Here is a 21,939-nt window from a genome sequence, read left to right as displayed (position 1 = left end):
TTTTTAGGGTTTCAATAATTGTTCACTTGTTTTGCCAAAACGGCGTTCTCTTTGTTGATAATCGTATATTGCTTTGCAAAATTCTTCTGCTTTGAAGTCGGGCCAGTAGGTGTCGCAAAAATAAAGTTCAGAATAAGCACATTGCCATAACAGGTAATTGCTGAGCCTTATTTCGCCTCCTGTACGTATCAGCAGGTCTGGGTCGGGCATAAAACTGGTTGCCAGATACTGGTTAATGGTCTTGTCGGTTATTTCATCGACGGCAAGTTTCTGGCACGCCACTTGTGCCGCTATCTGTTTGACGGCTTCGGTCAGCTCCCATTTCGATGAATAACTGAGAGCCAGTACCAGGCACATGCCTGTATTGACCGATGTGCGTTTGATGCATTGTTGCAGGCGTTCGGCCACATTGACGGGTAACTTGTCCTTTTCGCCGATGATGCGGAAACGGATGTTGTTCTTCATCAGCGTCTCTTCCTCAATGGAATCCATAAGGAGAGCCATCAGGGCAGACACTTCTTCGGCAGGCCGTTTCCAGTTTTCGGTAGAGAAGGTGTAAAGTGTCAGGTATTTCACTCCCAGCCGTGCAGCTTCTTCTGCAATGACATGTACTGTTTCGGCACCTGCCTGATGCCCGAACGAGCGGGCATGACCGCGTTGTTTAGCCCATCGCCCGTTACCGTCCATAATGATGGCAATGTGTGCCGGAATCCGTGATTTGTCTATTAAGTCCTTGTATGATGTCATGATGCTTTACGTTTTTCTACCATTTGGGAAGGAATCCCAGCCGGTTGATTCGTCCTCTGCTCATATATCCGTTGTGCCAGATAATCCAAATAAAGTTGTTCTCATCTACTACACACGAGTAGCTTCCTTCACCCAGTGATTCTCCTTCTTCGTATTTTTGCCTGAATGAATCTGACTTTGGGAAGCGGACATAGCGTGTCACAGGTTTCCAAGAGAGACCATTGTCGGTCGACTCGAAGAACGTGTTGAACGGGTGCCGGTATTCTTTATGCGGAAGGCTGTTGATGAATCCTCCGAAAGCATATAGTTTCTTGTCGTAATAAATCATTGTTCCGTCGGCGATGTTCGGACAATAGAAAGTATCGGCCTGTGCATAGTCGTAAGCAATCCAATCGTTTTCAGAATTTAGCCGGCTGGCTGCAAATCCGAACTCATTCCCTAGTGCATCGGGATGGAATCCGAATACGACGGCGCGTGTCAGGGTGGAATTATAGGAAACAGGTAATGACGCAAACGAGAAACGTTGGTTTACGTCAGGGAAAATGCTCCCTTCTCTGTCTTCGCTCCACGATGTGCCGTTGTAGGTCACACACCGGTTGTCTTCGGTGTAGGCATACAGGTAAGAAAGTCCGCTTGCCGTAGTGGCATTTGCCAGGAGTTGCTTCAGGCGATATGCTGGTGCAGGAAGGGAGGAAGGCTGGATAACATTACCGGAAAGTTCGTACAAGGTACCGTCGGCAAGGAAATAAACCGTGCCGTTCCATACCATTGCCGAATAAGAGTCGGTTTCTTGCGGAACATTGTCGAGGGCAATCCAGCCGTCTGCCTGTCCGTTGGTACTGACCGTAGTATATTCGATGACAGGTGTATCCCCGTCTTGTCCGAATACGTAGATACGTCCGTCTGTGTATACCGCTTTCTGGCGGGTCAGGCTCTGTGATACGAAAGCTTGTTGTGAGGCTTCTTCGTCCCATGTCAGCGAGTCGGGCACTTGCTGGTGTACATTGATTTTTATGTGGTAGGCTTTTCCCATCCGTCCGCTGTAGGACATAACCTTGAAAGTCAGTCCTTCGCTAGGAGCCACCGCAAAATTAATGGAGTCGGTATTGGTCCAAAGCGTATCTACAGGTTCGGTACCTAACGAGTCTATTTTGCCATATACTATATAGGGAGAATCGGCATTGATGTTGGTAACGACTCTTGAAATGTCGGTCCCTACCGGAAGCGAGTCTTTATTTTCGATAGTCCGGTTCAGCTGGTCGATGGTGAAAGGATAATTCGACATAGACAACGTATCCATATACAAGGAATCGCTTCCGTCTTGAGCCTGTCCGGTTTTTTGCATCCATAGTGTCCCTACCGAGAAATGGATGATGCTCGTTTCGTTGGTATAGGTTACTTCTATTGTATCATCATTCAGGCAAGATGTCATTGAGAATGTAGCTAAAGCCAGGCTTGCTAATAATATGGATAAAAATCTTATTTTCATTATTAGTATATTCTTTGCATTACAAGTTGCAAAAGTAGAAAGTTTTTTTTCCACTTGGAACTTTTATATCAAGTTTTATATAAAATTATGGATAAACTTTACTTTTTTATCTGCGAATCAGGCAATTTGTCGTACCGGTTGACATAGTGCGCTATCACAGACCGGTCTCTTGGCAGGAAAGAGCATGGGAAACCGCAGGGAATGGACGGTGCCTGTACTCCTTCCCCCAATATGGTGGGGACATGTTCGGCATACGTTTCGTCCCATAATCCTGCATCAAGGAAGGACTGGAGCAACCGGTTCCCGCCTTCTACCAGCAGAGATTGGATTTTATGCTCGTATAAGATACGGGCGATCTGGGGCAGAATGTCTTTGTCAAAGTCGAGAGGAATGAAAGTCAGGTTGGCCTTTCCTGTCTGGGGTACTGAAGTGAACACCCACGTGGGGGTACTTCCGTCGAACAGGTGCAGGGAAGACGGGAGTGAGAGATGGCGGTCGATTACCAGCCGTAGGGGATGCTTGCCATACCATTCGCGGGTAGTGAGTGAAGGATTGTCGAGCAGGGCAGTGCGTCTTCCCACCAGTATTGCCTGATGTTCGGCACGTAGTTTGTGCACGTATGCCGATGTGAGTGGGGAAGAAAGCCGCACCGCTTTTCCTTCCTGACGTATGGTATCGATGAATCCGTCGGCCGATTGTGCCCATTTCAGGGTAATGTAAGGACGTTTTTGCTGGTTGAATGTCACAAAACGCTTAATCAGGTCCCGGCATTCTTGTTCCAGCACTCCGGTCTTGACTTCGATGCCGGCATCTCTGAGTTTTCGGATACCTCTTCCCGATACCAGCGAGAAGGGGTCAATGCATCCTACTACTACACGGGGAATACCTTTGCGGATAATCAGGTCGGCGCACGGAGGAGTCTTCCCGTAATGGGAACAAGGTTCCAGGCTGACATAAAGGGTAGAATCGTGGAGCAGGCTTTCGTCCTTCACCGAGGCAATGGCATTTACTTCGGCATGACCCTCACCGCAACGGGCATGGTATCCTTCGCCGATAATCTTGCCTTGGTGTACGATGACGGCTCCTACCATCGGATTGGGAGGCGTGTTGCATAATCCGTTCTTTGCCAACTGAATGCAGCGGCTTATGTATTTTTCGTCTGTAGTCATAAGCGTATGTTTTTTTCTTTTTGTACCTTTGTGGCATTATGCATCCTTTATATACCTATATTATACAGTCGCTTTCGGGCCTGTATCCAGACTTGGAAGTGAAAGCGTTGGCCAAAGGAATCCTGACCGATGTGTTCGGATTTTCTGCCGTTGATTTGTACGCGGGCAAAGATAGGAATTTTTCAACGAAAGAACGCGAGAAGCTTGAAGATATTCTTTCCCGTTTGAAGCGTTTCGAGCCTTTTCAGTACATTACCGGTGAAACTTTTTTCCTTGGACATCCTTTTTATGTGACGCATGACGTGCTGGTTCCCCGTCCCGAAACCGCCGAGCTGGTGGAATGGATAGCCCGCGATTATGCTTCACAGGAGGGTTTGCGGGTGTTGGACATCGGTACGGGAAGTGGTTGCATCGCGGTGTCGTTGGCACGGTTGTTACCTCGTTCTTCGGTGCTGGCATGGGATGTATCTGAAGCAGCTCTTGCCGTAGCAAGGAGGAACGTTGCACGCAATGGGGTGAATGTGGAGTGCGTCCGGGTGGATGTGCTCTCGCATATAGTTGCGATGCCCGATGCAGATATATGGGTGAGCAATCCTCCTTATATTCGTGAGCAGGAGAAGGCAAGTATGGATAGGAATGTGCTCGACTGGGAACCGGGGCTTGCTTTGTTTGTTCCCGATAACGACCCTTTGTTGTTTTACCGGAAAATAGCAGAACTGGGAAGTAAACATTTGTCTTCCAGTGGCGTTTTATATTATGAAATCAATCAGGCATACGGGCGTGAAACGGTGGAATTACTCCGAAGCATGGGATATCGGAACGTAGAGTTGCGGAAAGACCTTTCGGGCAACGACCGTATGGTAAAAGCGGAAAGACCATGAAGATTTATACTGAAAGCGAATTGAAGAATAAGGCTGAGGCTTATTGTGTGCGGACCGAGCGTTGTCCGGAAGAAGTGGCGCAGAAGCTGGAGCAATGGGGAGCTACTGAAGAAGAAAATGCCCGCATCCTTGCTATGCTTCAACAAGACCGTTTCATCGATACCCGCCGCTATTGCAAAGCTTTCGTGCGCGATAAATATCGCTTCGCACGCTGGGGGAGAAACAAGATAATCCAGGCATTGCGGATGAAACACTTGCCTTCCGATGATATATCGGCGGGGCTTGAAGAGATAGACGATGAGGAATATAGCCGCATCTTGCGCGAAGTGCTTGCCCAAAAGCGGAAGTCGGTAACAGGAAAGACCGAGTACGAACGAGCCATGAAGTTGCTTCGCTATGCCGTGACAAAAGGGTATACGGTAGACGAAATCAAGCGTTACGTCCATCAGGTGTCAGAAGATGAGTTTATGGACTGACTTGCGCGATTTCTTTTTCCCTCGTCTTTGTGTGGCGTGCGGGAACCGTCTGTTGTCAGGCGAGGAAGGAGTGTGCCTTCGTTGTGCATCTTCGCTGCCTTATACTCATTTATATAATAAGGTAGGAAATGAGATGGAGCAATGTTTTTGGGGACGATTCCCGATAGAACGTGCATCTTCGCTTTTCTATTATGCCAAGGGAGGAACGGTGGCACATATTTTGTATGCGATGAAATATGATGGCCAGCGAAGACTTTGTGTAAAGATGGGCGAGTGGATAGGGAGTGAGTTGTTGCCTACAGGTTTTTTCGACGGGATTGATTGCTTGCTTCCTGTGCCTTTGTTCCGCACCCGTGAAAGAAAGAGGGGATACAATCAGAGTGAGCTTCTGGCGCGCGGCATAGCCGAAAAGACAGGCTTGCCTGTATGCCGGAATGCCATTTACCGTCTTCGGAATAATGCCACTCAGACCCATAAGAGCGGTTATGCCCGCTGGCTGAATGTGCAGGAGTTGTTTTGTGCTACTGCAGATGCAGCATCTTTGGCAGGGAAACATATCCTGCTGGTCGATGATGTACTTACTACCGGAGCTACGCTGGTGGCGTGTGCTGATGCCTTGTCGGCCATCGGAGACATTCGTATCAGTATTGTCACTTTGGCGTGGACAAAATGAAAGTTTACTAACTTTTTATTAAAAAAATCCCTATATATTTCATATTCACGTATGTTTTGCATATTTTTGCATCGTTATTTATCAGATAAATAAAGTTATGAAAGCTTTGGAAAGATTATTTGCAGAAAAATTGTTGAAGGTAAAAGCTGTAAAGATTCAGCCTGCGAACCCTTTCACATGGGCATCGGGTTGGAAATCCCCTATTTATTGTGACAACCGCAAGACATTGTCTTATCCTGCCTTGCGCAATTTTGTCAAGTTGGAGTTGTGCCGTATCATTATGGAACGGTTTGGAGAAGTGGATGCAATAGCGGGTGTAGCTACAGGAGCCATTCCCCAAGGCGCATTGGTGGCAGAGGAACTGAACCTCCCGTTCGTCTATGTACGTTCGAGCCCCAAAGACCACGGTCTGGAAAACCTGATTGAGGGCGAGCTTCGTCCGGGTATGAAGGTCGTAGTGGTAGAAGACTTGATATCTACAGGCGGAAGCAGCCTGAAAGCCGTAAACGCTATCCGCCAGAACGGATGCAACGTCATCGGCATGGTGGCTTCGTTCACATACGGATTCGATGTTTCTGCAGAAGCATTCAAAGAGGCAAAAGTGGAACTGGTTACCTTGACCAATTACAATGCGGTATTGGATGCAGCCTTGAAAACCAATTACATCGATGAGCAGGATATTCCTATCCTTCAGGCATGGAGAAAAGACCCGGCACATTGGACGGGAAAATAAATAAAGCATGAAAATTGTTTACGACTTTACGATTTACTATTTACTATAATAGTCAGTCAGAAACAGAATGCGAAAATATAGTCTGTTTTTAGTAGAGACGTCACATTGTGGCGTCTCTGCTGCATGCGGTATTTTTCGCAAACCGATTTTGTTCTGCTATAATTCATCGAAATAGTAAATTGTAAATAGTAAAATCGTAAATAATATTCTGTGTTCAATTAGATACAATGTATGGTACAATTTGAAAGCAGTGTGAAACATGTTCCGTATACACAGGAACGGGTCTATACAAAACTGGCTGACTTAAACAATCTTGCCTCGGTGCGTGAGAAGCTGGGCGAACTGAAAGAAAAATTCCCCGGAAAGGTGGAAGACTTGGTTTTCGACCAGGATTCGCTGACCTTGAAAGTGCAAGGCATCAGCCTTACGCTCCGTATCGTGGAACGCGAGCCGATGAAGTGCATCAAGTTTGAAGGCGACAAGACACCTATCCCGATGAACTTGTGGATACAAATCCTTCCGGAAGGCGAAGCGGAAGCCAAGATGAAGGTGACTATCCGTGCCGAAGTGAACGCCTTTATGAAAGCCATGGTGTCGAAGCCTTTGCAAGAAGGGGTAGAAAAACTGGCAGATATGCTTGCGATGATTCCTTATTGAGTTTGTAAGTTCTTGAGTTTTTAAGTTTGGAGTGTTTTGTGTATGTTTCAACTCAGGAACTTAAAAGCTCAAGAACTCAAAAAACTTACAAACTCAAGAACTCAAAAACTTAATAACGTATGGGACAAAAACTTTGGGAAAAGAATGTACAGGTAAATGCGGAAATCGACCGCTTTACCGTAGGACGCGACCGTGAACTGGACCTTTACCTGGCAAAGCACGATGTGTTGGGCTCAATGGCGCATATCACGATGCTCGAAAGCATCGGCCTGCTGAAGCCCGACGAACTGAAGGTCCTGTTGGAAGAGTTAAAGCAAATCTACGCAACCGCAGAGAAAGGTGAGTTTGTGATTGAAGAAGGCATCGAGGATGTACATTCGCAAGTGGAACTCATGCTCACCCGTAAACTGGGCGATGTAGGCAAGAAGATACATAGCGGGCGTTCGCGGAACGACCAGGTATTGGTGGACTTGAAACTCTTTACCCGTGAGCAATTGAAGCAGGTAGCTGAGGCGGTCGAGACGCTCTTCCGTGTTCTGATTGCGCAAAGCAACCGCTACAAAGACATTCTGATGCCGGGCTATACCCATTTGCAAATCGCCATGCCTTCTTCTTTCGGACTTTGGTTTGGCGCATATGCCGAAAGCCTGGTCGATGATATGCTGTTCCTGCAAGCCGCTTATAAGATGTGCAACCGCAATCCGCTCGGATCTGCCGCCGGATACGGCTCTTCGTTCCCCTTGGACCGTGAGATGACCACCCGCCTGCTCGGTTTCGACTCAATGAATTACAACGTGGTTTATGCACAGATGGGACGTGGTAAGATGGAGCGCAACGTTGCCTTTGCCTTGGCAAGCATTGCCGGAACCGTATCGAAGATGGCATTCGATGCCTGTATGTTCAGTTGCCAGAACTTTGGTTTCGTCAAGCTTCCCGACGAATGCACCACGGGTTCCAGCATCATGCCGCACAAGAAGAACCCCGATGTGTTCGAACTGACCCGTGCCAAATGCAATAAAATCCAGTCTTTGCCCCAGCAGATTATGATGATTATGAACAACCTGCCTTCGGGCTATTTCCGCGACTTGCAGATTATCAAGGAAGTCTTCCTCCCCGCATTCGAGGAACTCTTGGACTGCTTGCGGATGTCGGCATACATCATGGAGCGTATCAAGGTGAACGAACACATCCTGGATGACGATAAATACCTGTATATGTTCAGCGTAGAAGAGGTCAACCGTCTGGCAGCGGAGGGCATGCCTTTCCGTGATGCCTATAAGAAGGTAGGGCTGGATATAGAGGCAGGCAAGTTCACTCATGCCAAGGAGGTGCATCACACCCACGCCGGAAGCATCGGGAACTTATGCAACGATAAAATCGAAGCCCTGATGGCCCAGGTTATGGATGGTTTCGATTTCGAGCGTGTCGCCCAAGCCGAGAAAGCCTTATTGGGGCGTTGAGTCTGTTCTTTTCACCACAGATTGCACAGATTAATAAAGGTGAATTACGCCCCTACTGTTTATCGCGTACAAATGACAACTGAAAATCCCTGTGTCCTCTGTGGTGAATAACGTGAAAAGAACAAACATCTTGAAAGAAAATACGGAAAATGTTTGGAGTGTAAAATAAAACTCCCTACATTTGCACCCGTAAACGCGGAAATAGCTCAGTTGGTAGAGCACAACCTTGCCAAGGTTGGGGTCGCGAGTTCGAGTCTCGTTTTCCGCTCTTGTTCTTTGAATAGGATGCCCGGATGGTGGAATCGGTAGACACGAGGGACTTAAAATCCCTTGGCCAGTGATGGCTGTGCGGGTTCAAGTCCCGCTTCGGGTACGAAAGACGCTTCATGACTGACAGGTTGTGAAGCGTTTTTTGTTTATCCGCAAAGGAAAATCTGGAAATGTTACAGACAGGTACCGGTAGAGAGAACATTCGTGCCGGGCAAACATAAAAAAGAGGCAATTTCAATTCTTATTTTGAAATTGTCTCTTTATGTGTGGAGCATACCGGACTCGAACCGGTCACCTCGACACTGCCAGTGTCGCACTCTAGCCAGATGAGCTAATGCCCCTTTCTGCGTGCAAAGATAAGAGTATTTCTTGTATATTCCTTATTTCCCCATTGTTAAAAATCCTTGTTTTATTGATTTTATGGATTGTTATCGGTCGAAATGTTCTTCTATCCATTTTCCAGTCACTTCCTTGATTGGCAAATAATCGAGGGTGTGATTTACACAGGCTATATTTTGAGCATGTTGAAGCACTGTATTTATGTCGTGGCTTACTAAGATAATGGCGTGTTCGCGGTTGATTTCTTCCAGCAGTGTATAAAGATGTGTTTCGAATCGCTTGTCAATATATGTATTCGGTTCATCTAATATTAAAATTTGCGGATTCGAGACCAAGGCACGTCCCAGCAAGGCACGTTGCAGTTGTCCGCCACTCAGTTGCCCGATAGGACGTTGCTCTAATCCTTCCAGTCCCACGCGGGAGAGCATGGCACGCACTTTTTCATGTTGCGCTTTTGTGAAGGAACGGAAGAGGGATTTCTGCTTGTTTAGGCCGGAAAGTATCACATCGTATACCGATATGGGAAATTTTTTATCTATCGAGGTATATTGTGGCAAGTAGCCCATGCTGAGTTCGGAGGTCTCTTTGCCATTCTGATAAAAACGAATACTTCCCGACAGAGGATGAAGCAATCCCAAAATGAGTTTGACCAGCGTTGTCTTTCCGCCTCCATTGGGTCCTATGATGCCAATGAAGTCTTGTTCGCAGACAGTAAGGTTTATATCTTCCAACACTGGTTTGCGGTCATAGGCGGCACAGATATGTTCTAATTGGATAAGAGGAAATGAAACTGTCATGGCATTTCATCGGATTTGGATAACGTGCGAGCTATACGCAACATTTCTTCTTCCCATCTGTAGCTCAGCGGGTTGATTCGGATAAGGGACAAGTTCAGTTCACGGGCTATTGCTTCCGCATTGCGCGTATCAAACTCTTTTTGTACGAAGATGGTCCGTACATTTTCTTTTTTACATCGGTTGATTAATGTCTTCAGTTGGGCGGGCGAAGGTTCTTTGCCTCCTTCTTCGATGCTGATTTGTGTCAATCCATAATCGCGTGCGAAATAAGAGAGTGCAGGATGGTAAATCAAGAACGTGCGTTCACCGCCGTTCAGGTAAGCCAATATTTTTTCGTCTATCTGCTTTAGCCTAGTACCCAGCCGGGTCATGCGGGTCATATAATATTCTTTATTTTCCGGGTCTATTTGGCAAAGTGCCCGGCAAATGTTGGCTGATATTGTATAAGCATTACTGATGGAACTCCATGTATGCGGCTCGACACCTCCTGCATGGGGATGCTCTGTTTTTTCTTCTTCGTGTATCAGGGTAACGCCATCCGATAAGTTAAAAAAAGGGACGTTTGGGGCATTTTGCTTTAATTTATCAGCCCAGGCGAGTTCATAGCCGATGTATCCGGCACGCAGGAAGGCGCGGCTTCGGCTCAGTTCGACCAATTGTTGTGGAGTAGGATCGTAAGTTTCCGGGCTACTGCCTTCGGGTACCATACAGATTATATGGAAATGCTCGCCCGCAATGGATTCAGCAAAATAACGCAAGGGTTCGATACTGACGGTAAGTATCGGTTTCTCCTCGGCAGGCTTCTGCGTTTTACGTCCTCCACACGCGGTAAACAATAGGATAAGTAAAAAAATGATGTACGTTTTCATGTGTCTGTTTCTTGTTTGTGTTGCAAAAATACAGAATCTTGTTCAGATATGCGAACAAAACAGAAAAGAATGCGTACTCTACGAAATGTTGGATAATAAATTCCATTTTTTCAGAAGCTGTTTTGAATTTATCGTGCGATGATTTGGGATGAGTTTTTGAGGCATTTTCGCTTCTGTGATGAGGAAGATAGCGGGCTATCTGACAAAGAACAGGAGCGAAAAGGACAAAAAAATCGCCCAAAGCACGCACGAAAACGGATACATCAAACCAAGAAAAACTTTTTGGAGAAATTCAAAACAGCTTCTCATTGTTTACGCTATTCCCATTTGCAGCTAAACAAAATAAGGCGTATTTTTGTTTTATACTTTGAATGGTGTGAAATTGTACTTTAATATGGAATGCACACTGCCGGTGTCGCTCCTGTTGTCAGTGCCACTCATGATTACAAATCCGGCATGACAAGCAAGCATTGTTCTCTCCGGCATATAGCTGCATCGGTTGTAAGATTAATAATCTTACAGCGTGAAGATTAATAATCTTTCGGCATGAAGATTAATAATCTTACAAGCAAGGCAGTCATGCGTTTCTTATTTTTTACACAATAAAACAGTAAATTTTATGAGTAATCCGATGATGAAGACTTTCGATTATGCATTCTTGAGCTTTTTGAAACATCGTGTCAATGGTGGTATGGTGCTGATGGTTGTAGCCGTGCTGGCAATGGTAATAGCCAATTCGCCATGGGCGGAAGCTTACCATGCCTTTTGGAATTATCCTGTAGCTTTACAGGTAGGCGGATTCAACCTGTTCAGCCATCACGGTGAACCTCTGACGCTGATGGCGTTCATCAACGATGCCTTGATGGCGGTATTCTTCTTTTCCGTGGGACTGGAAATCAAGCGTGAAGTGCTGGTAGGCGAACTTTCCAGCCTGCGCCAGGCGTTGCTTCCCATCATCGCGGCGGTGGGAGGGATGATTGTCCCCGTGGCAATTTACTTTGCGATGACCGCCGGAACGCCTGCCGAAGGAGGCCTGGCAATACCCATGGCGACTGATATCGCATTTTCCTTGGGTGTGTTGAGCCTGTTCGGCAAGCGTGTTCCCCTGAGCCTGAAGATTTTCCTGACCGCCTTTGCCGTGGTCGATGACATTGGAGGCATTCTGGTTATCGCCTTTTGCTATACGTCTCATTTGGCTGGAGGATATTTGCTGGCTGCAGTTGCGGTTCTTATTATCCTGCTGATAGCTAACCGGATGCAGGTTATGTCGCGCACGTTTTATTGCGTGGCAGGTATTGCGGTGTGGTATCTTTTCCTTCAGTCGGGCGTGCATGCTACGATTGCAGGTGTGCTGGTGGCGTTCACGATTCCTTCCATCCCGTGCCTGAACGTGAAGAAATACATCACGCGCATCCGTGAGAACATTGCCGAATTCCCGCATTTCGACAAGAGCAGTATTCTTCTTACTCCGAATCAGATAGATGCATTAAAGAGTATTGAGTCGGCTTCCGACAAGGTGATTTCGCCTCTCCAGTTTATGGAAGACCGTATGCATGGAATGGTGAACTACCTGATTATGCCACTTTTCGCCTTTGCCAATGCAGGCATTACGCTTTCGGGAGGAGGCGGAGAGATAGCCGGCATAGTGACGTATGCCGTAGTATTAGGTTTGGTAGTGGGTAAGTTTGTGGGGATTTATTCCTTTACGTGGTTGGCTGTACGCTTGCGTGTCACTTCTTTGCCGCAAGGGATGAACTGGCGGAATACAGCGGGAGTGGCATTATTAGGCGGTATTGGCTTTACCGTTTCGCTTTTTATTGCCAATCTTTCCTTTGGGGCAACTGATGAGGTATTGCTGGGCCAGGCAAAGTTAGGAGTGCTGGCAGGTACGGTATTGGCAGGCATCCTGGGGTATGCGATGCTTAAACTGACATTGCCGAAAGCAGATAGTGCCGGAGCAGATAATCCTGACGTTTCATAGCCCCAACCGCCATTCTGATAAGATTGTACTTTGCTCGATATGATGTTATACATTTCGTTGATATTATCATTGAATACGGAACACTACACAGAATGCACGGAGAAATCCAGAAGAAAAATATAAAAAATGAATGTCCGCAAACAGTCAATACATCCCCCTGAAAAATGAATATATACTACATCGGCAAATACAGTATTTCAGCTCCGGCGGATTGACTAATTGCGGGCATTCATAAAAAGTGTTTAGGCTTAATGTGCCGTTTTCGGGCGTGATCAGGTGTGTTTGGGAATCATTCTAAATCGCCAAGCGATAAATTCAAAACAGTTTCTATAAAAAAACGAAAAACTATCCTACTCTTACCTGCCCTGCGGTGAAATTCACTATCTTTGCGGCAATTATACAAAAATGAAACCTTAAGAATGAAACAGTACAACAAGATCAACAATCTGGTAGGCTGGTTCGCTTTCCTTGTTGCAGCATTTACTTACTGCATGACTATCGAACCTACTGCCAGCTTTTGGGATTGTCCCGAGTTTATCACCACCGGATACAAACTGGAAGTAGGCCATCCCCCTGGCGCACCTTTTTTTATGCTGACAGCCAACTTGTTCAGCCAGTTTGCCAGCGACCCATCGCAAGTGGCGATCATGGTAAATATCATGAGCGCATTGATGAGTGCAGCATGTATCCTGTTCCTGTTCTGGAGCATTACGCACCTTACTAAAAAACTGATTTGTCCCGAAGAAAAAGAAATGACAACCGGTAAGCTTATTGCCATCATGGGTGCGGGACTGGTGGGTGCACTGGCTTATACATGGAGCGATACTTTCTGGTTCAGTGCCGTAGAAGGTGAAGTATATGCTTACTCCAGTCTCTTTACCGCCGTAGTGTTCTGGTTGATTCTGAAATGGGAAAACCGTGCTCACGAAGCTCACAGTGACCGTTGGCTTATCCTGATAGCCTATCTGACGGGTTTGTCAATCGGAGTCCACTTGCTGAACTTGCTTTGTATTCCCGCCATTGTACTGGTATATTATTATAAAAAGAATCCCAATGCCAACCTGAAAGGAAGCTTGATGGCACTGGTTGGTTCGATGATACTGATAGCCGTAGTACTTTATGGTATCGTACCGGGCATCGTGAAAATAGGTGGTTGGTTCGAACTGCTGTTTGTCAACAGTTTGGGATTCTCGTTCAATACCGGACTTATTATTTATATCATCCTTTTGGCGGCCAGCCTTATATGGGGTGTATACGAAAGCTATACCGTACGTAGCCGGAAACGGATGAACATTTCTTTCCTTACCACTGTAGGATTGTTGGGTATCCCCTTCTACGGACATGGATGGAGCAGTGTGCTTATCGGCATTATCGTACTGGCGGTTCTGGCATTGTACCTGTTTGCCAAACTTCCTGAAAAATATCAAGTCAGTGCCCGCACGCTTAATACTTCCTTGCTTTGCATGATGATGATGGTGGTGGGATATTCTTCATACGCCGTTATCGTTATCCGTTCATCGGCAAATACGCCGATGGATCAGAATTCACCTGAAGACATTTTTACCTTGGGCGAATACTTGGGACGTGAACAATACGGTACGCGCCCACTTTTCTACGGACAGACGTATGCTTCGAAAATGGCACTCGAAGAAGTCGATGGGGGCTGTGTATATGCCATGACAGAAGGTGCACCTGTCTATCAGCGTAAAGAAAAAGAGCGTCCGGACGAGAAAGACAGTTATGAAATCGTACGCCACAAGAGCGAATACAAGTATGCACAAAACATGATATTCCCTCGCATGTATAGTTCGGATCATGCAGCGGCCTACGAAAGTTGGTTAGGAGGTGTAGAAGGTCGTCAGGTCCCATACGACCAGTGTGGGGAAATGCTGATGGTGAAGATACCTACCCAATGGGATAACATCAAGTTCTTCTTCATCTACCAGTTGAATTATATGTATTGGCGTTACTTTATGTGGAACTTCGCCGGACGGCAGAACGATATTCAAGGTCAGGGCGAAATCGAGCACGGCAACTGGATTACCGGCATTTCGTTCATCGACAAGATGTTGGTGGGTGACCAAACTTTATTGCCAAGCGATTTGAAAAATAATAAGGGGCACAACGTGTTTTATTGTTTGCCTTTGATACTGGGACTAATCGGCTTGTTCTGGCAAGCCTATCGGGGCGAACGGGGCATCCAGCAGTTCTGGATTGTATTTTTCCTGTTCTTTATGACGGGACTTGCCATTGTGCTTTACCTGAACCAGACACCGCAACAACCACGTGAACGTGACTATGCATATGCAGCTTCCTTCTATGCTTTTGCCATCTGGATAGGTCTGGGAGTAGCAGCTATCGCCGAATGGCTAAAGAAAAAGTTAGGCGAGAAACCATCGGCTATTCTTGCCAGCGTGGTATGTCTGCTTGTTCCTTTACAAATGGTAAGCCAGACATGGGATGACCACGACCGGAGCGGACGTTATACGTGCCGCGACTTCGGACAAAACTATTTAAATTCCGTGCAAACCGATGGTAAACCGATAATTTTCACCAACGGTGACAATGACACATTCCCCTTGTGGTACAATCAAGAGACCGAAGGTTTCCGTACGGATGTGCGTGTATGCAACTTGAGCTATCTGCAGACCGATTGGTACATCGACCAAATGCGTCGTCCGGCATACGACTCACCTTCCGTTCCTATAGACTGGGAGCGTATCGACTACGTACAAGGACACAACGAAGCGGTTTATGTACGTCCCGATGCAATGGAAACTATCAACAATTATTACAAGCAATATCCCGAAGAAGCGAAGAAAGAGTTCGGTGACAATCCATACGAACTGAAGAATATCCTGAAATATTGGGTACGTTCGCCGAAGGAAGGCTTGCAAATGATTCCGACGGACAGCATTGTCATCAAGCTGGACAAAGAAGCAATCAAACGTTCGGGTATGCTTACTCCCGATTCGATTCCTGATTATATGCACATCTCACTGAAAGGCAAACGCGTACTATACAAAAGCGAACTGATGATGCTGGAAATGCTTGCCAATACCAACTGGGAACGTCCGATGTATATGGCGATTACCGTGGGTCAGGAAAATCATCTGAACCTGACTAATAACTTCCTGCAAGAAGGTTTGGCATACCGCATCACTCCGTTCGACAACGCCAAACTAGGACGGCGTATTGATTCGGAAAAGATGTACGATAACCTGATGCACAAGTTCAAATTCGGCGGCATTGATAATCCGGATATCTATTTGGATGAAACCGTGCTCCGTATGTGCGATACGCACCGCCGTATGTTCGTTCAATTGGCTTCCCAATTGATAAAAGAAGGCAAGAACGACAAGGCATTGGAAGTTCTTGATTATTGCGAAAAAGTGATTCCGAGCACTACGGTGCGCCATGACTACATCTACAGCAGTTCGAAAGAAATGGCGGATGATTACGCAAAACTGGGTGAAACTGGGAAAGCAGAAAATATCCTCTGCCAGTTAGCGCAAAATTCGGTAGAGTATGCTGCTTGGTATATGAGCCTTGACGATATACGTTTGGCCAGTTCGTACGAAGAGTGCATACGCCACTATACCATCTTAGACGATGTCTGCAAAGCGCTTGAAAAGTTGAAGGATGAAAACGGTAAACCACTTGAATCGGCAACTAGCTACCGTCATCAGTTCGACCAGCTATATGGCTTGCTGGAAAACCGTATAGGAAAAGCTAATCCGGCTCATGAATAGTTTATAGTTAACAATTAACAGTTAACAATGAATAGTTAGCAACAGTTATGCAACAAGCCTGTTATATACTATTCATTGTTGACTATTAATTACTTTCAAAATACTGTTATGCTTATCGAACAACCTCCCTTATTGCTTCGATGGATTTATCCACGTGCTTTATGGCGTATGGATAAAAATGAAAAAGCTGTTTATCTGACTTTCGATGATGGGCCTATCCCCAACATCACACCTTGGGTACTCGACTTATTAGACAAATATAACATCAAGGCTACCTTTTTTATGGTGGGTGATAACGTACGTAAGCACCCTGAAGAATTCCGTATGGTAGTAGAACGAGGCCATCGCATCGGGAACCATACTTTCAATCATATTCGAGGCTTCGAATATCTGAGCCAGAATTATCTGGCAAATACCGACAAGGCAAATGAATACCTGCATACAGATCTTTTCCGTCCTCCTCATGGCCATATGCGCTGGGTGCAATATCATGTATTGAAAAAGAAATACCGCATCGTGATGTGGGATCTTGTCACCCGTGACTACAGCAAGCGTCTTACCGGTCCGCAAGTGCTTGCCAAGGTCAAAAAATATGTCCGAAACGGTTCCATCATCACTTTCCACGACTCTATCAAGTCTGAGCCGCGCCTGAAGTATGCCTTACCCCGTGCTATCGAATGGCTGTTGGCACAAGGCTACACATTCAAAGTATTCGAATAACACGGTCGCAGAATATCGTGGTGATGCTCATTTCCCCGTTATTGTAGTAGCCCATCTGTTCGCATGAAGCGAACAGGAGGCTTCATTTTATCAGAAACAGACATACGCTTTTCATCCTATAACTTGATTGTCCTATTACCGTGTTGTTCAGGGATTGTATTGTGAAATGCCATTCGTTATCATGTCTGTATGAATCTTTGCATTCCCACTGAGGCTTCACTAATAAAGATAGCGCACCGATGGAGGAATTGGGTGTCAAGAAGCGATTGACACACCTACATCGGTGCCGCATTTTAGTTTTCAGAGCGTAAGTATTCCACCAGCTGCTGCACGGCACGGGCGCGGTGGCTGATTTTATTCTTTTCTTCGTTTCCCATTTCGGCAAATGTTTCGGTGTAGCCTTCGGGCTGGAAGACGGGGTCGTAGCCGAAGCCTGCGGTGCCGCGGCGTGCTTCGATGATGTTGCCCTGCACGATGCCTTCGAACAGGTACTCCTTGCCGCTTTCGATGAGGCAGATGGCGGTGCGGAAGCGGGCACGGCGGTTTTCCTTTCCTTCCATTTCGGAAAGCAATTTGCGCATGTTGGCTTCCGAGTCATGTCCTTCGCCTCCGGCATAGCGTGCCGAGTAGATGCCCGGTGCACCGCCGAGGGCTTCCACTTCCAGTCCCGTATCGTCGGCAAAGCAATCCATGCCGTAGTTCTGGTAGATGTATCCGGCTTTCAGGCGGGCGTTTCCTTCGAGGGTATCAGCGGTTTCAGGAATATCGGCGTGACAATCGATGTCGTTCAGGCTCAATATCTCCAGCTTGTCGCCGAGGATGGCGCGTATCTCTTCGAGCTTATGCGCGTTGTTGGTTGCAAAAACGAGTTTCTTTTTCATTGCGTTGGTGGGTTTATTTTTTAGGAGTTAAGAAGTTAAGGAGTTAAGAAGTTAAGCCAATACTTTAGATAACAAATCACAAACAAAACTATTGACTTAACTCCTTAACTCCTTTATTTCACTTTCAGCTTGTCGAATCCTTCTCCGTATACGCCTACGACGTTGCTTTGCGAGATGAAAGCGTTGGGGTCGATGTCTTTCACGAGGCGGAAGATGTCGAGCGACTGGGTCTTTTTTGCCAGTACCACTACTACCTTGATATTCTGTTTGCTGTACCATCCTTGCCCGTCAAGCAGGGTGACACCGCGGTCTATCCGGGTGGAGATGCCTTCGGCTATCTCTTCATACTTGCGCGAGAAGATGAGGAACTGCACCGACTGGCGTGCGCTGTTGATGACATAATCAATCACGATGCTCATGATGAAGAGCACGCAGAAGCCGAAGAGCACGCGCCGCCAGTCGTGGAAGATGAAATAGCACGACGAGATGATGACGATGTCGCAGTACATCATCATACGTCCCAGCGTCACGTCCTTGTACTTATTGATAATCCAGGCGATGATGTCGGTGCCGCCCGTGCTTCCGTTGTTGCAGAACACGATGCCGATACCGAATCCAAGCATGCCGGCTCCGATGACGCACGCCATGAAGTCTTGTCCCGGTCCGAGGAGTTGGGGCAGGTGTCCGGCATCGTCTTTCAGCAGCCACTGGAAGAGCCAGAGCAGGAAGGTCAGCATAAAGATGGCATATACGGTCTTTACACTGAACTTTGGTCCCAGTATTTTCAGGGCAAAGCCTAAGAATATGGCATTGATAATGAAGTAGGATACTTGTATCTCTACTCCTGTGGCGTAATAGATAATGGCGGAGATACCCGTCACGCCTCCCGTCGTAATCTGGTAGGGGAGCAGGAACATCGCCCAGCCCAGCGCGTAGAGTACCAGCCCGAAAGTAATGGCAAGGTAATCTTTCGACTCGCGGCTTATCTTCTTGATTAATGCTAACTCCATAGATAATTGGTTTAAACGCAGATTAACGCGGATTGACGTAGATTTTTTTTATTTTTAATCTGCGAAAATCTGCGTTAATCTGCGTTTCTTTTATTTATAACACGATGTTTACGATTTTCTTCGGCACGATGATGACCTTCTTCGGAGTCTTGCCTTCAATCCATTTCTGCGATTGCTCTTCCGCCATTACCGCTGCCTGTATGGTGTCGTTGTCGGCATCCGCAGGGAATTCCATGGTGAAACGTGCTTTCCCGTTGAAAGAGATAGTATATTTCACCGTGTCTTCCTTCAGGTAGTCTTCGTTCCATGCAGGCCATTGGGCATCGCATACGGTGGTGCCATGTCCCAACGCTTCCCAAAGCTCTTCGGCAAGGTGAGGCGCGAAGGGGGCAAGCAGGATAACGAGGTCGGTCAGCACTGCCTTGTTGCGGCTCTTCAGCGCGGTCAGTTCATTGACACAAATCATGAAGGCACTGATAGAGGTATTGTATGAGAAGACCTCGATGTCGCCCGTAACTTTCTTTATCAGTTTATGGATAGACTTCAGTTCTTCTTTCGTAGCTTCGCCTTCCGCAGGCAGGAATTCGCCCTGACGCCCGTAGAACAGGTTCCAGAGTTTCTTCAGGAAGCGGTGCACACCGTCGATGCCGTTCGTGTCCCAAGGTTTCGACTGCTCTACCGGACCTAGGAACATTTCGTACATACGCAGGGTGTCGGCTCCGTATTTCTCGACAATCATGTCGGGGTTCACCACGTTGTACATCGATTTGCTCATCTTCTCTACCGCCCAGCCGCAGATGTACTTGCCGTCTTCGAGGATGAATTCGGCATCGTGATATTCGGGACGCCAGTTCTTGAAGGCTTCGATGTCGAGCACGTCATTGGTCACGATGTTCACGTCTACGTGTAAAGGTGTCACGTCGTATTGGTCTTTCAGGCCGAGAGAGACGAAGGTGTTGGTATCCTTGATGCGGTATACGAAGTTGCTCCGTCCCTGAATCATGCCTTGGTTCACCAGTTTCTGGAACGGTTCTTCCTTGACACTTACGCCGAGGTCGAACAGGAACTTGTTCCAGAAACGGGAATAGATAAGGTGCCCCGTAGCATGTTCGGTACCGCCTACGTAGAGGTCTACGTTCTGCCAGTAGCGGTCTGCCTTTTCCGATACCAGTGCTTTATCGTTGTGCGGGTCCATGTAGCGCAGGTAATAGGCACTCGAACCGGCAAAGCCCGGCATGGTATTCAGTTCGAGCGGGAATACATGTACGTTGTCTATCTTCGTATTCTCTACCACTTCGCCTTTCTCTACATCCCAAGCCCACTTCGTAGCGTGTCCCAACGGAGGCTCACCTGTTTCGGTAGGCAAGAACTTGTCTACCTCGGGCAATTCCAGCGGAAGCTTGTTTTCGTCAATCATGTAAGGCATGCCGTCCTTGTAATATACCGGGAACGGTTCGCCCCAATAACGCTGGCGCGAGAAGATAGCGTCGCGCAGGCGGTAGTTCACCTTTACACGTCCCAAGTGGTGTGCTTTCACATATTCCTTGGTAGCGGCGATGGCTTCCTTAATGGTCAGGCCGTTCAGGTTCAAGTCGCAATAAGGCGTTACACCGGCTTTCGGCGAGTTGCATACGATACCTTCCTTGGCATCGAAGCTTTCTTCGCTTACGTCACATCCCTCTACCAGCGGAACGATGGGGAGGTTGAAATGCTTGGCGAAAGCATAGTCGCGGCTATCGTGTGCCGGTACCGCCATAATGGCTCCGGTTCCGTAGCCAGCCAATACATAGTCGCTTATCCAGATAGGTACGGCATCGCCCGTGAAAGGATTGATGGCATACGAGCCGCTGAATACGCCCGTTACACGGCGGTCGGAGATGCGTTCGCGTTCGGTACGTTTCTTGGTGCGGTCCAGATAAGCTTCCACTTCGGCACGCTGTCCGTCGGTAGTGACTTGCGGAACCAGTTCGCTTTCGGGAGCCAGTACCATGAAGGTCACGCCGAACATCGTATCGGCACGGGTGGTGAAGATGGTAAATTCGAGGTCACGGTCTTTCACTTTGAACCGCACTTCCGTACCTTCCGAACGGCCTATCCAGTTGCGTTGGGTTTCTTTCAAAGAGTCGGTCCAGTCGATGTGGTCCAGTCCGTCAAGCAAGCGTCCTGCGTATGCCGACACACGCAGGCACCACTGGCGCATCTTCTTCTGCACTACGGGATAGCCTCCGCGTTCGCTTACACCGTCTACCACTTCATCGTTTGCCAGCACCGTACCCAGTTGCGGACACCAGTTTACCATGGTTTCGCCCAGGTAGGCGATGCGGTAGTTCATCAGCGTTTCCTGTTGCTGCTTTTCGCTCATTGCCTTCCATTCGTCGGCGCTGAAGCTCAGTTCTTCCGAGCAAGCTGCGTCCAGCCCTTCGGTACCCTGCTTTTCGAAGTGCTCTATCAGTTTTTCGATGGGTTGTGCCTTGCCGCAGGTGTTGCAATAGAAGCTGTTGAACATTTTCTGGAAAGCCCATTGCGTCCAGTGGTAATACTTAGGGTCGCAGGTACGCACTTCGCGGTTCCAGTCGAACGAGAATCCTATCTTGTCCAGCTGCTCGCGGTAGCGGTTGATATTGTTTTGGGTTGTGATGGCAGGATGCTGCCCGGTCTGGATGGCGTATTGTTCCGCCGGAAGCCCGTAGGCGTCATATCCCATCGGGTTCAGCACGTTGAAGCCTTGCAGGCGTTTGTATCTGGCATAAATGTCGCTGGCGATGTATCCCAGCGGATGGCCTACGTGAAGTCCCGCTCCCGAAGGATAAGGGAACATGTTCAGCACGTAGAACTTCTGTTTCGATTCGTCTTCGGTAACCTGGTAGGTTTTCTGTTCCACCCACTTCTGTTGCCATTTCTTTTCGATCTCTCTGAAATTATATTCCATGGTGATATTGTGTTGTGATTTTGATTTTACACCTTATATTATAAGCTGCGCAAAGATACAAAGAAATCCTTTATTTGCAACGAATGAAGGGCGGAAGAGTTTGAAG

18 protein-coding genes and 3 tRNA genes are annotated in these 21,939 nt (G+C 47.3%); 12 read left to right on the top strand and 9 right to left on the bottom strand.

Going from position 1 to position 21,939, the window contains the following annotated elements:
- Positions 1-3: 3 nt before the first annotated feature.
- From B5F25_RS06665 to ribD, 3 genes are all read right to left on the bottom strand, one after another.
- Positions 4-747, bottom strand: a complete 744-nt coding sequence (locus B5F25_RS06665; RefSeq protein WP_087248430.1) for an isoprenyl transferase — start codon at positions 745-747, stop codon at positions 4-6.
- 16 nt (positions 748-763) lie between these two features.
- Positions 764-2,236, bottom strand: a complete 1,473-nt coding sequence (locus B5F25_RS06660) for a DUF6242 domain-containing protein (RefSeq protein WP_140406876.1) — start codon at positions 2,234-2,236, stop codon at positions 764-766.
- A 98-nt stretch (positions 2,237-2,334) separates the two neighbouring features.
- Entirely contained in the window at positions 2,335-3,405 is a 1,071-nt protein-coding gene (ribD, locus tag B5F25_RS06655) for a bifunctional diaminohydroxyphosphoribosylaminopyrimidine deaminase/5-amino-6-(5-phosphoribosylamino)uracil reductase RibD (RefSeq protein WP_087248427.1), read from the bottom strand.
- 38 nt (positions 3,406-3,443) lie between these two features.
- Here ribD and prmC point away from each other — a divergent pair, with 38 nt between their 5' ends.
- The 8 genes from prmC (at position 3,444) to B5F25_RS06615 (ending at position 8,658) form a co-directional block, all read left to right on the top strand.
- Positions 3,444-4,286 carry a peptide chain release factor N(5)-glutamine methyltransferase gene (gene prmC / locus B5F25_RS06650; RefSeq protein WP_087248425.1) on the top strand — a complete coding sequence of 281 codons (843 nt, stop codon included), beginning with the start codon at positions 3,444-3,446 and terminating at the stop codon, positions 4,284-4,286.
- Complete coding sequence (locus tag B5F25_RS06645; RefSeq protein WP_087248423.1) at positions 4,283-4,762, top strand: regulatory protein RecX; 480 nt, start codon at positions 4,283-4,285, stop codon at positions 4,760-4,762. Before prmC ends, B5F25_RS06645 begins: the two co-directional genes overlap by 4 nt.
- Positions 4,746-5,435 (top strand): ComF family protein, encoded by a 690-nt coding sequence (locus B5F25_RS06640; RefSeq protein ID WP_087248421.1) that lies wholly within the window; start codon positions 4,746-4,748, stop codon positions 5,433-5,435. Before B5F25_RS06645 ends, B5F25_RS06640 begins: the two co-directional genes overlap by 17 nt.
- A 97-nt stretch (positions 5,436-5,532) precedes the next feature.
- Positions 5,533-6,168 (top strand): orotate phosphoribosyltransferase, encoded by a 636-nt coding sequence (pyrE, locus tag B5F25_RS06635; protein ID WP_087248419.1) that lies wholly within the window; start codon positions 5,533-5,535, stop codon positions 6,166-6,168.
- 231 nt (positions 6,169-6,399) lie between these two features.
- A complete protein-coding gene (locus tag B5F25_RS06630) occupies positions 6,400-6,825 on the top strand; it encodes an SRPBCC family protein (RefSeq protein WP_087211796.1) in 426 nt (141 codons plus the stop codon).
- Positions 6,826-6,944: 119 nt separating this feature from the next.
- Positions 6,945-8,285: an argininosuccinate lyase gene (gene argH / locus B5F25_RS06625; RefSeq protein WP_087248417.1), complete on the top strand. Its 1,341-nt coding sequence runs from the start codon at positions 6,945-6,947 to the stop codon at positions 8,283-8,285.
- A gap of 195 nt (positions 8,286-8,480) precedes the next feature.
- Positions 8,481-8,553, top strand: a tRNA-Gly gene (locus B5F25_RS06620).
- Positions 8,554-8,572: 19 nt separating this feature from the next.
- Positions 8,573-8,658, top strand: a tRNA-Leu gene (locus B5F25_RS06615).
- 164 nt (positions 8,659-8,822) lie between these two features.
- On the opposite strand, the gene B5F25_RS06610 is transcribed toward B5F25_RS06615, so the two are convergent.
- The 3 genes from B5F25_RS06610 to B5F25_RS06600 all read right to left on the bottom strand — a co-directional run bounded on the left by B5F25_RS06610 (position 8,823) and on the right by B5F25_RS06600 (position 10,560).
- Positions 8,823-8,896: transfer RNA gene (locus tag B5F25_RS06610), tRNA-Ala, on the bottom strand.
- Positions 8,897-8,983: 87 nt separating this feature from the next.
- Positions 8,984-9,691 (bottom strand): ATP-binding cassette domain-containing protein, encoded by a 708-nt coding sequence (locus B5F25_RS06605; RefSeq protein WP_022040389.1) that lies wholly within the window; start codon positions 9,689-9,691, stop codon positions 8,984-8,986.
- Positions 9,688-10,560, bottom strand: a complete 873-nt coding sequence (locus B5F25_RS06600; protein WP_087248415.1) for a zinc ABC transporter substrate-binding protein — start codon at positions 10,558-10,560, stop codon at positions 9,688-9,690. The genes B5F25_RS06605 and B5F25_RS06600 overlap by 4 nt, the downstream gene beginning before the upstream one ends.
- Positions 10,561-10,698: 138 nt before the next feature.
- Here B5F25_RS06600 and B5F25_RS21580 point away from each other — a divergent pair, with 138 nt between their 5' ends.
- The 4 genes from B5F25_RS21580 to B5F25_RS06585 all read left to right on the top strand — a co-directional run bounded on the left by B5F25_RS21580 (position 10,699) and on the right by B5F25_RS06585 (position 17,013).
- Complete coding sequence (locus tag B5F25_RS21580) at positions 10,699-10,953, top strand: hypothetical protein (RefSeq protein ID WP_162614364.1); 255 nt, start codon at positions 10,699-10,701, stop codon at positions 10,951-10,953.
- Positions 10,954-11,179: 226 nt separating this feature from the next.
- A complete protein-coding gene (gene nhaA, locus B5F25_RS06595; protein ID WP_206423534.1) occupies positions 11,180-12,541 on the top strand; it encodes a Na+/H+ antiporter NhaA in 1,362 nt (453 codons plus the stop codon).
- Positions 12,542-12,960: 419 nt separating this feature from the next.
- Positions 12,961-16,293: a DUF2723 domain-containing protein gene (locus tag B5F25_RS06590; RefSeq protein WP_087248413.1), complete on the top strand. Its 3,333-nt coding sequence runs from the start codon at positions 12,961-12,963 to the stop codon at positions 16,291-16,293.
- A 108-nt stretch (positions 16,294-16,401) separates the two neighbouring features.
- On the top strand, positions 16,402-17,013 hold the full coding sequence (locus B5F25_RS06585; protein ID WP_022040384.1) for a polysaccharide deacetylase family protein: 612 nt from the start codon (positions 16,402-16,404) through the stop codon (positions 17,011-17,013).
- A gap of 293 nt (positions 17,014-17,306) precedes the next feature.
- Here B5F25_RS06585 and B5F25_RS06580 read toward each other — a convergent pair whose 3' ends face one another.
- The 3 genes from B5F25_RS06580 to leuS form a co-directional block, all read right to left on the bottom strand.
- Positions 17,307-17,894: a non-canonical purine NTP diphosphatase gene (locus B5F25_RS06580; protein WP_087248411.1), complete on the bottom strand. Its 588-nt coding sequence runs from the start codon at positions 17,892-17,894 to the stop codon at positions 17,307-17,309.
- 113 nt (positions 17,895-18,007) lie between these two features.
- Positions 18,008-18,904, bottom strand: coding sequence for a YitT family protein (locus B5F25_RS06575; RefSeq protein ID WP_013618261.1), 897 nt, complete (start codon positions 18,902-18,904; stop codon positions 18,008-18,010).
- Between the two features lie 94 nt (positions 18,905-18,998).
- Positions 18,999-21,833: a leucine--tRNA ligase gene (gene leuS, locus B5F25_RS06570; protein ID WP_087248409.1), complete on the bottom strand. Its 2,835-nt coding sequence runs from the start codon at positions 21,831-21,833 to the stop codon at positions 18,999-19,001.
- Positions 21,834-21,939 lie beyond the last annotated feature (106 nt).

The sequence above is a fragment of the Bacteroides sp. An19 genome, assembly GCF_002160215.1.
Classification (GTDB): domain Bacteria; phylum Bacteroidota; class Bacteroidia; order Bacteroidales; family Bacteroidaceae; genus Phocaeicola; species Phocaeicola intestinalis.
The sequence above is the reverse complement of the archived record's forward strand: the minus strand, read 5'-3'. Positions and strand labels throughout refer to the sequence as shown.

What these genes read in the sequence shown, in the direction of transcription:
- prmC (WP_087248425.1), top strand. Translation starts at nt 3,444, where the DNA reads ATGCATCCTTTATATACCTATATTATACAGTCGCTTTCGGGCCTGTAT.
- nhaA (WP_206423534.1), top strand. Translation starts at nt 11,180, where the DNA reads ATGAGTAATCCGATGATGAAGACTTTCGATTATGCATTCTTGAGCTTT.
- B5F25_RS06590 (WP_087248413.1), top strand. Translation starts at nt 12,961, where the DNA reads ATGAAACAGTACAACAAGATCAACAATCTGGTAGGCTGGTTCGCTTTC.
- B5F25_RS06575 (WP_013618261.1), bottom strand. Translation starts at nt 18,904, where the DNA reads ATGGAGTTAGCATTAATCAAGAAGATAAGCCGCGAGTCGAAAGATTAC.
- B5F25_RS06645 (WP_087248423.1), top strand. Translation starts at nt 4,283, where the DNA reads ATGAAGATTTATACTGAAAGCGAATTGAAGAATAAGGCTGAGGCTTAT.
- argH (WP_087248417.1), top strand. Translation starts at nt 6,945, where the DNA reads ATGGGACAAAAACTTTGGGAAAAGAATGTACAGGTAAATGCGGAAATC.
- pyrE (WP_087248419.1), top strand. Translation starts at nt 5,533, where the DNA reads ATGAAAGCTTTGGAAAGATTATTTGCAGAAAAATTGTTGAAGGTAAAA.
- B5F25_RS06605 (WP_022040389.1), bottom strand. Translation starts at nt 9,691, where the DNA reads ATGACAGTTTCATTTCCTCTTATCCAATTAGAACATATCTGTGCCGCC.
- B5F25_RS06660 (WP_140406876.1), bottom strand. Translation starts at nt 2,236, where the DNA reads ATGAAAATAAGATTTTTATCCATATTATTAGCAAGCCTGGCTTTAGCT.
- ribD (WP_087248427.1), bottom strand. Translation starts at nt 3,405, where the DNA reads ATGACTACAGACGAAAAATACATAAGCCGCTGCATTCAGTTGGCAAAG.
- B5F25_RS06580 (WP_087248411.1), bottom strand. Translation starts at nt 17,894, where the DNA reads ATGAAAAAGAAACTCGTTTTTGCAACCAACAACGCGCATAAGCTCGAA.
- B5F25_RS06665 (WP_087248430.1), bottom strand. Translation starts at nt 747, where the DNA reads ATGACATCATACAAGGACTTAATAGACAAATCACGGATTCCGGCACAC.
- B5F25_RS21580 (WP_162614364.1), top strand. Translation starts at nt 10,699, where the DNA reads ATGATTTGGGATGAGTTTTTGAGGCATTTTCGCTTCTGTGATGAGGAA.
- B5F25_RS06600 (WP_087248415.1), bottom strand. Translation starts at nt 10,560, where the DNA reads ATGAAAACGTACATCATTTTTTTACTTATCCTATTGTTTACCGCGTGT.
- B5F25_RS06640 (WP_087248421.1), top strand. Translation starts at nt 4,746, where the DNA reads ATGAGTTTATGGACTGACTTGCGCGATTTCTTTTTCCCTCGTCTTTGT.
- leuS (WP_087248409.1), bottom strand. Translation starts at nt 21,833, where the DNA reads ATGGAATATAATTTCAGAGAGATCGAAAAGAAATGGCAACAGAAGTGG.
- B5F25_RS06585 (WP_022040384.1), top strand. Translation starts at nt 16,402, where the DNA reads ATGCTTATCGAACAACCTCCCTTATTGCTTCGATGGATTTATCCACGT.
- B5F25_RS06630 (WP_087211796.1), top strand. Translation starts at nt 6,400, where the DNA reads ATGGTACAATTTGAAAGCAGTGTGAAACATGTTCCGTATACACAGGAA.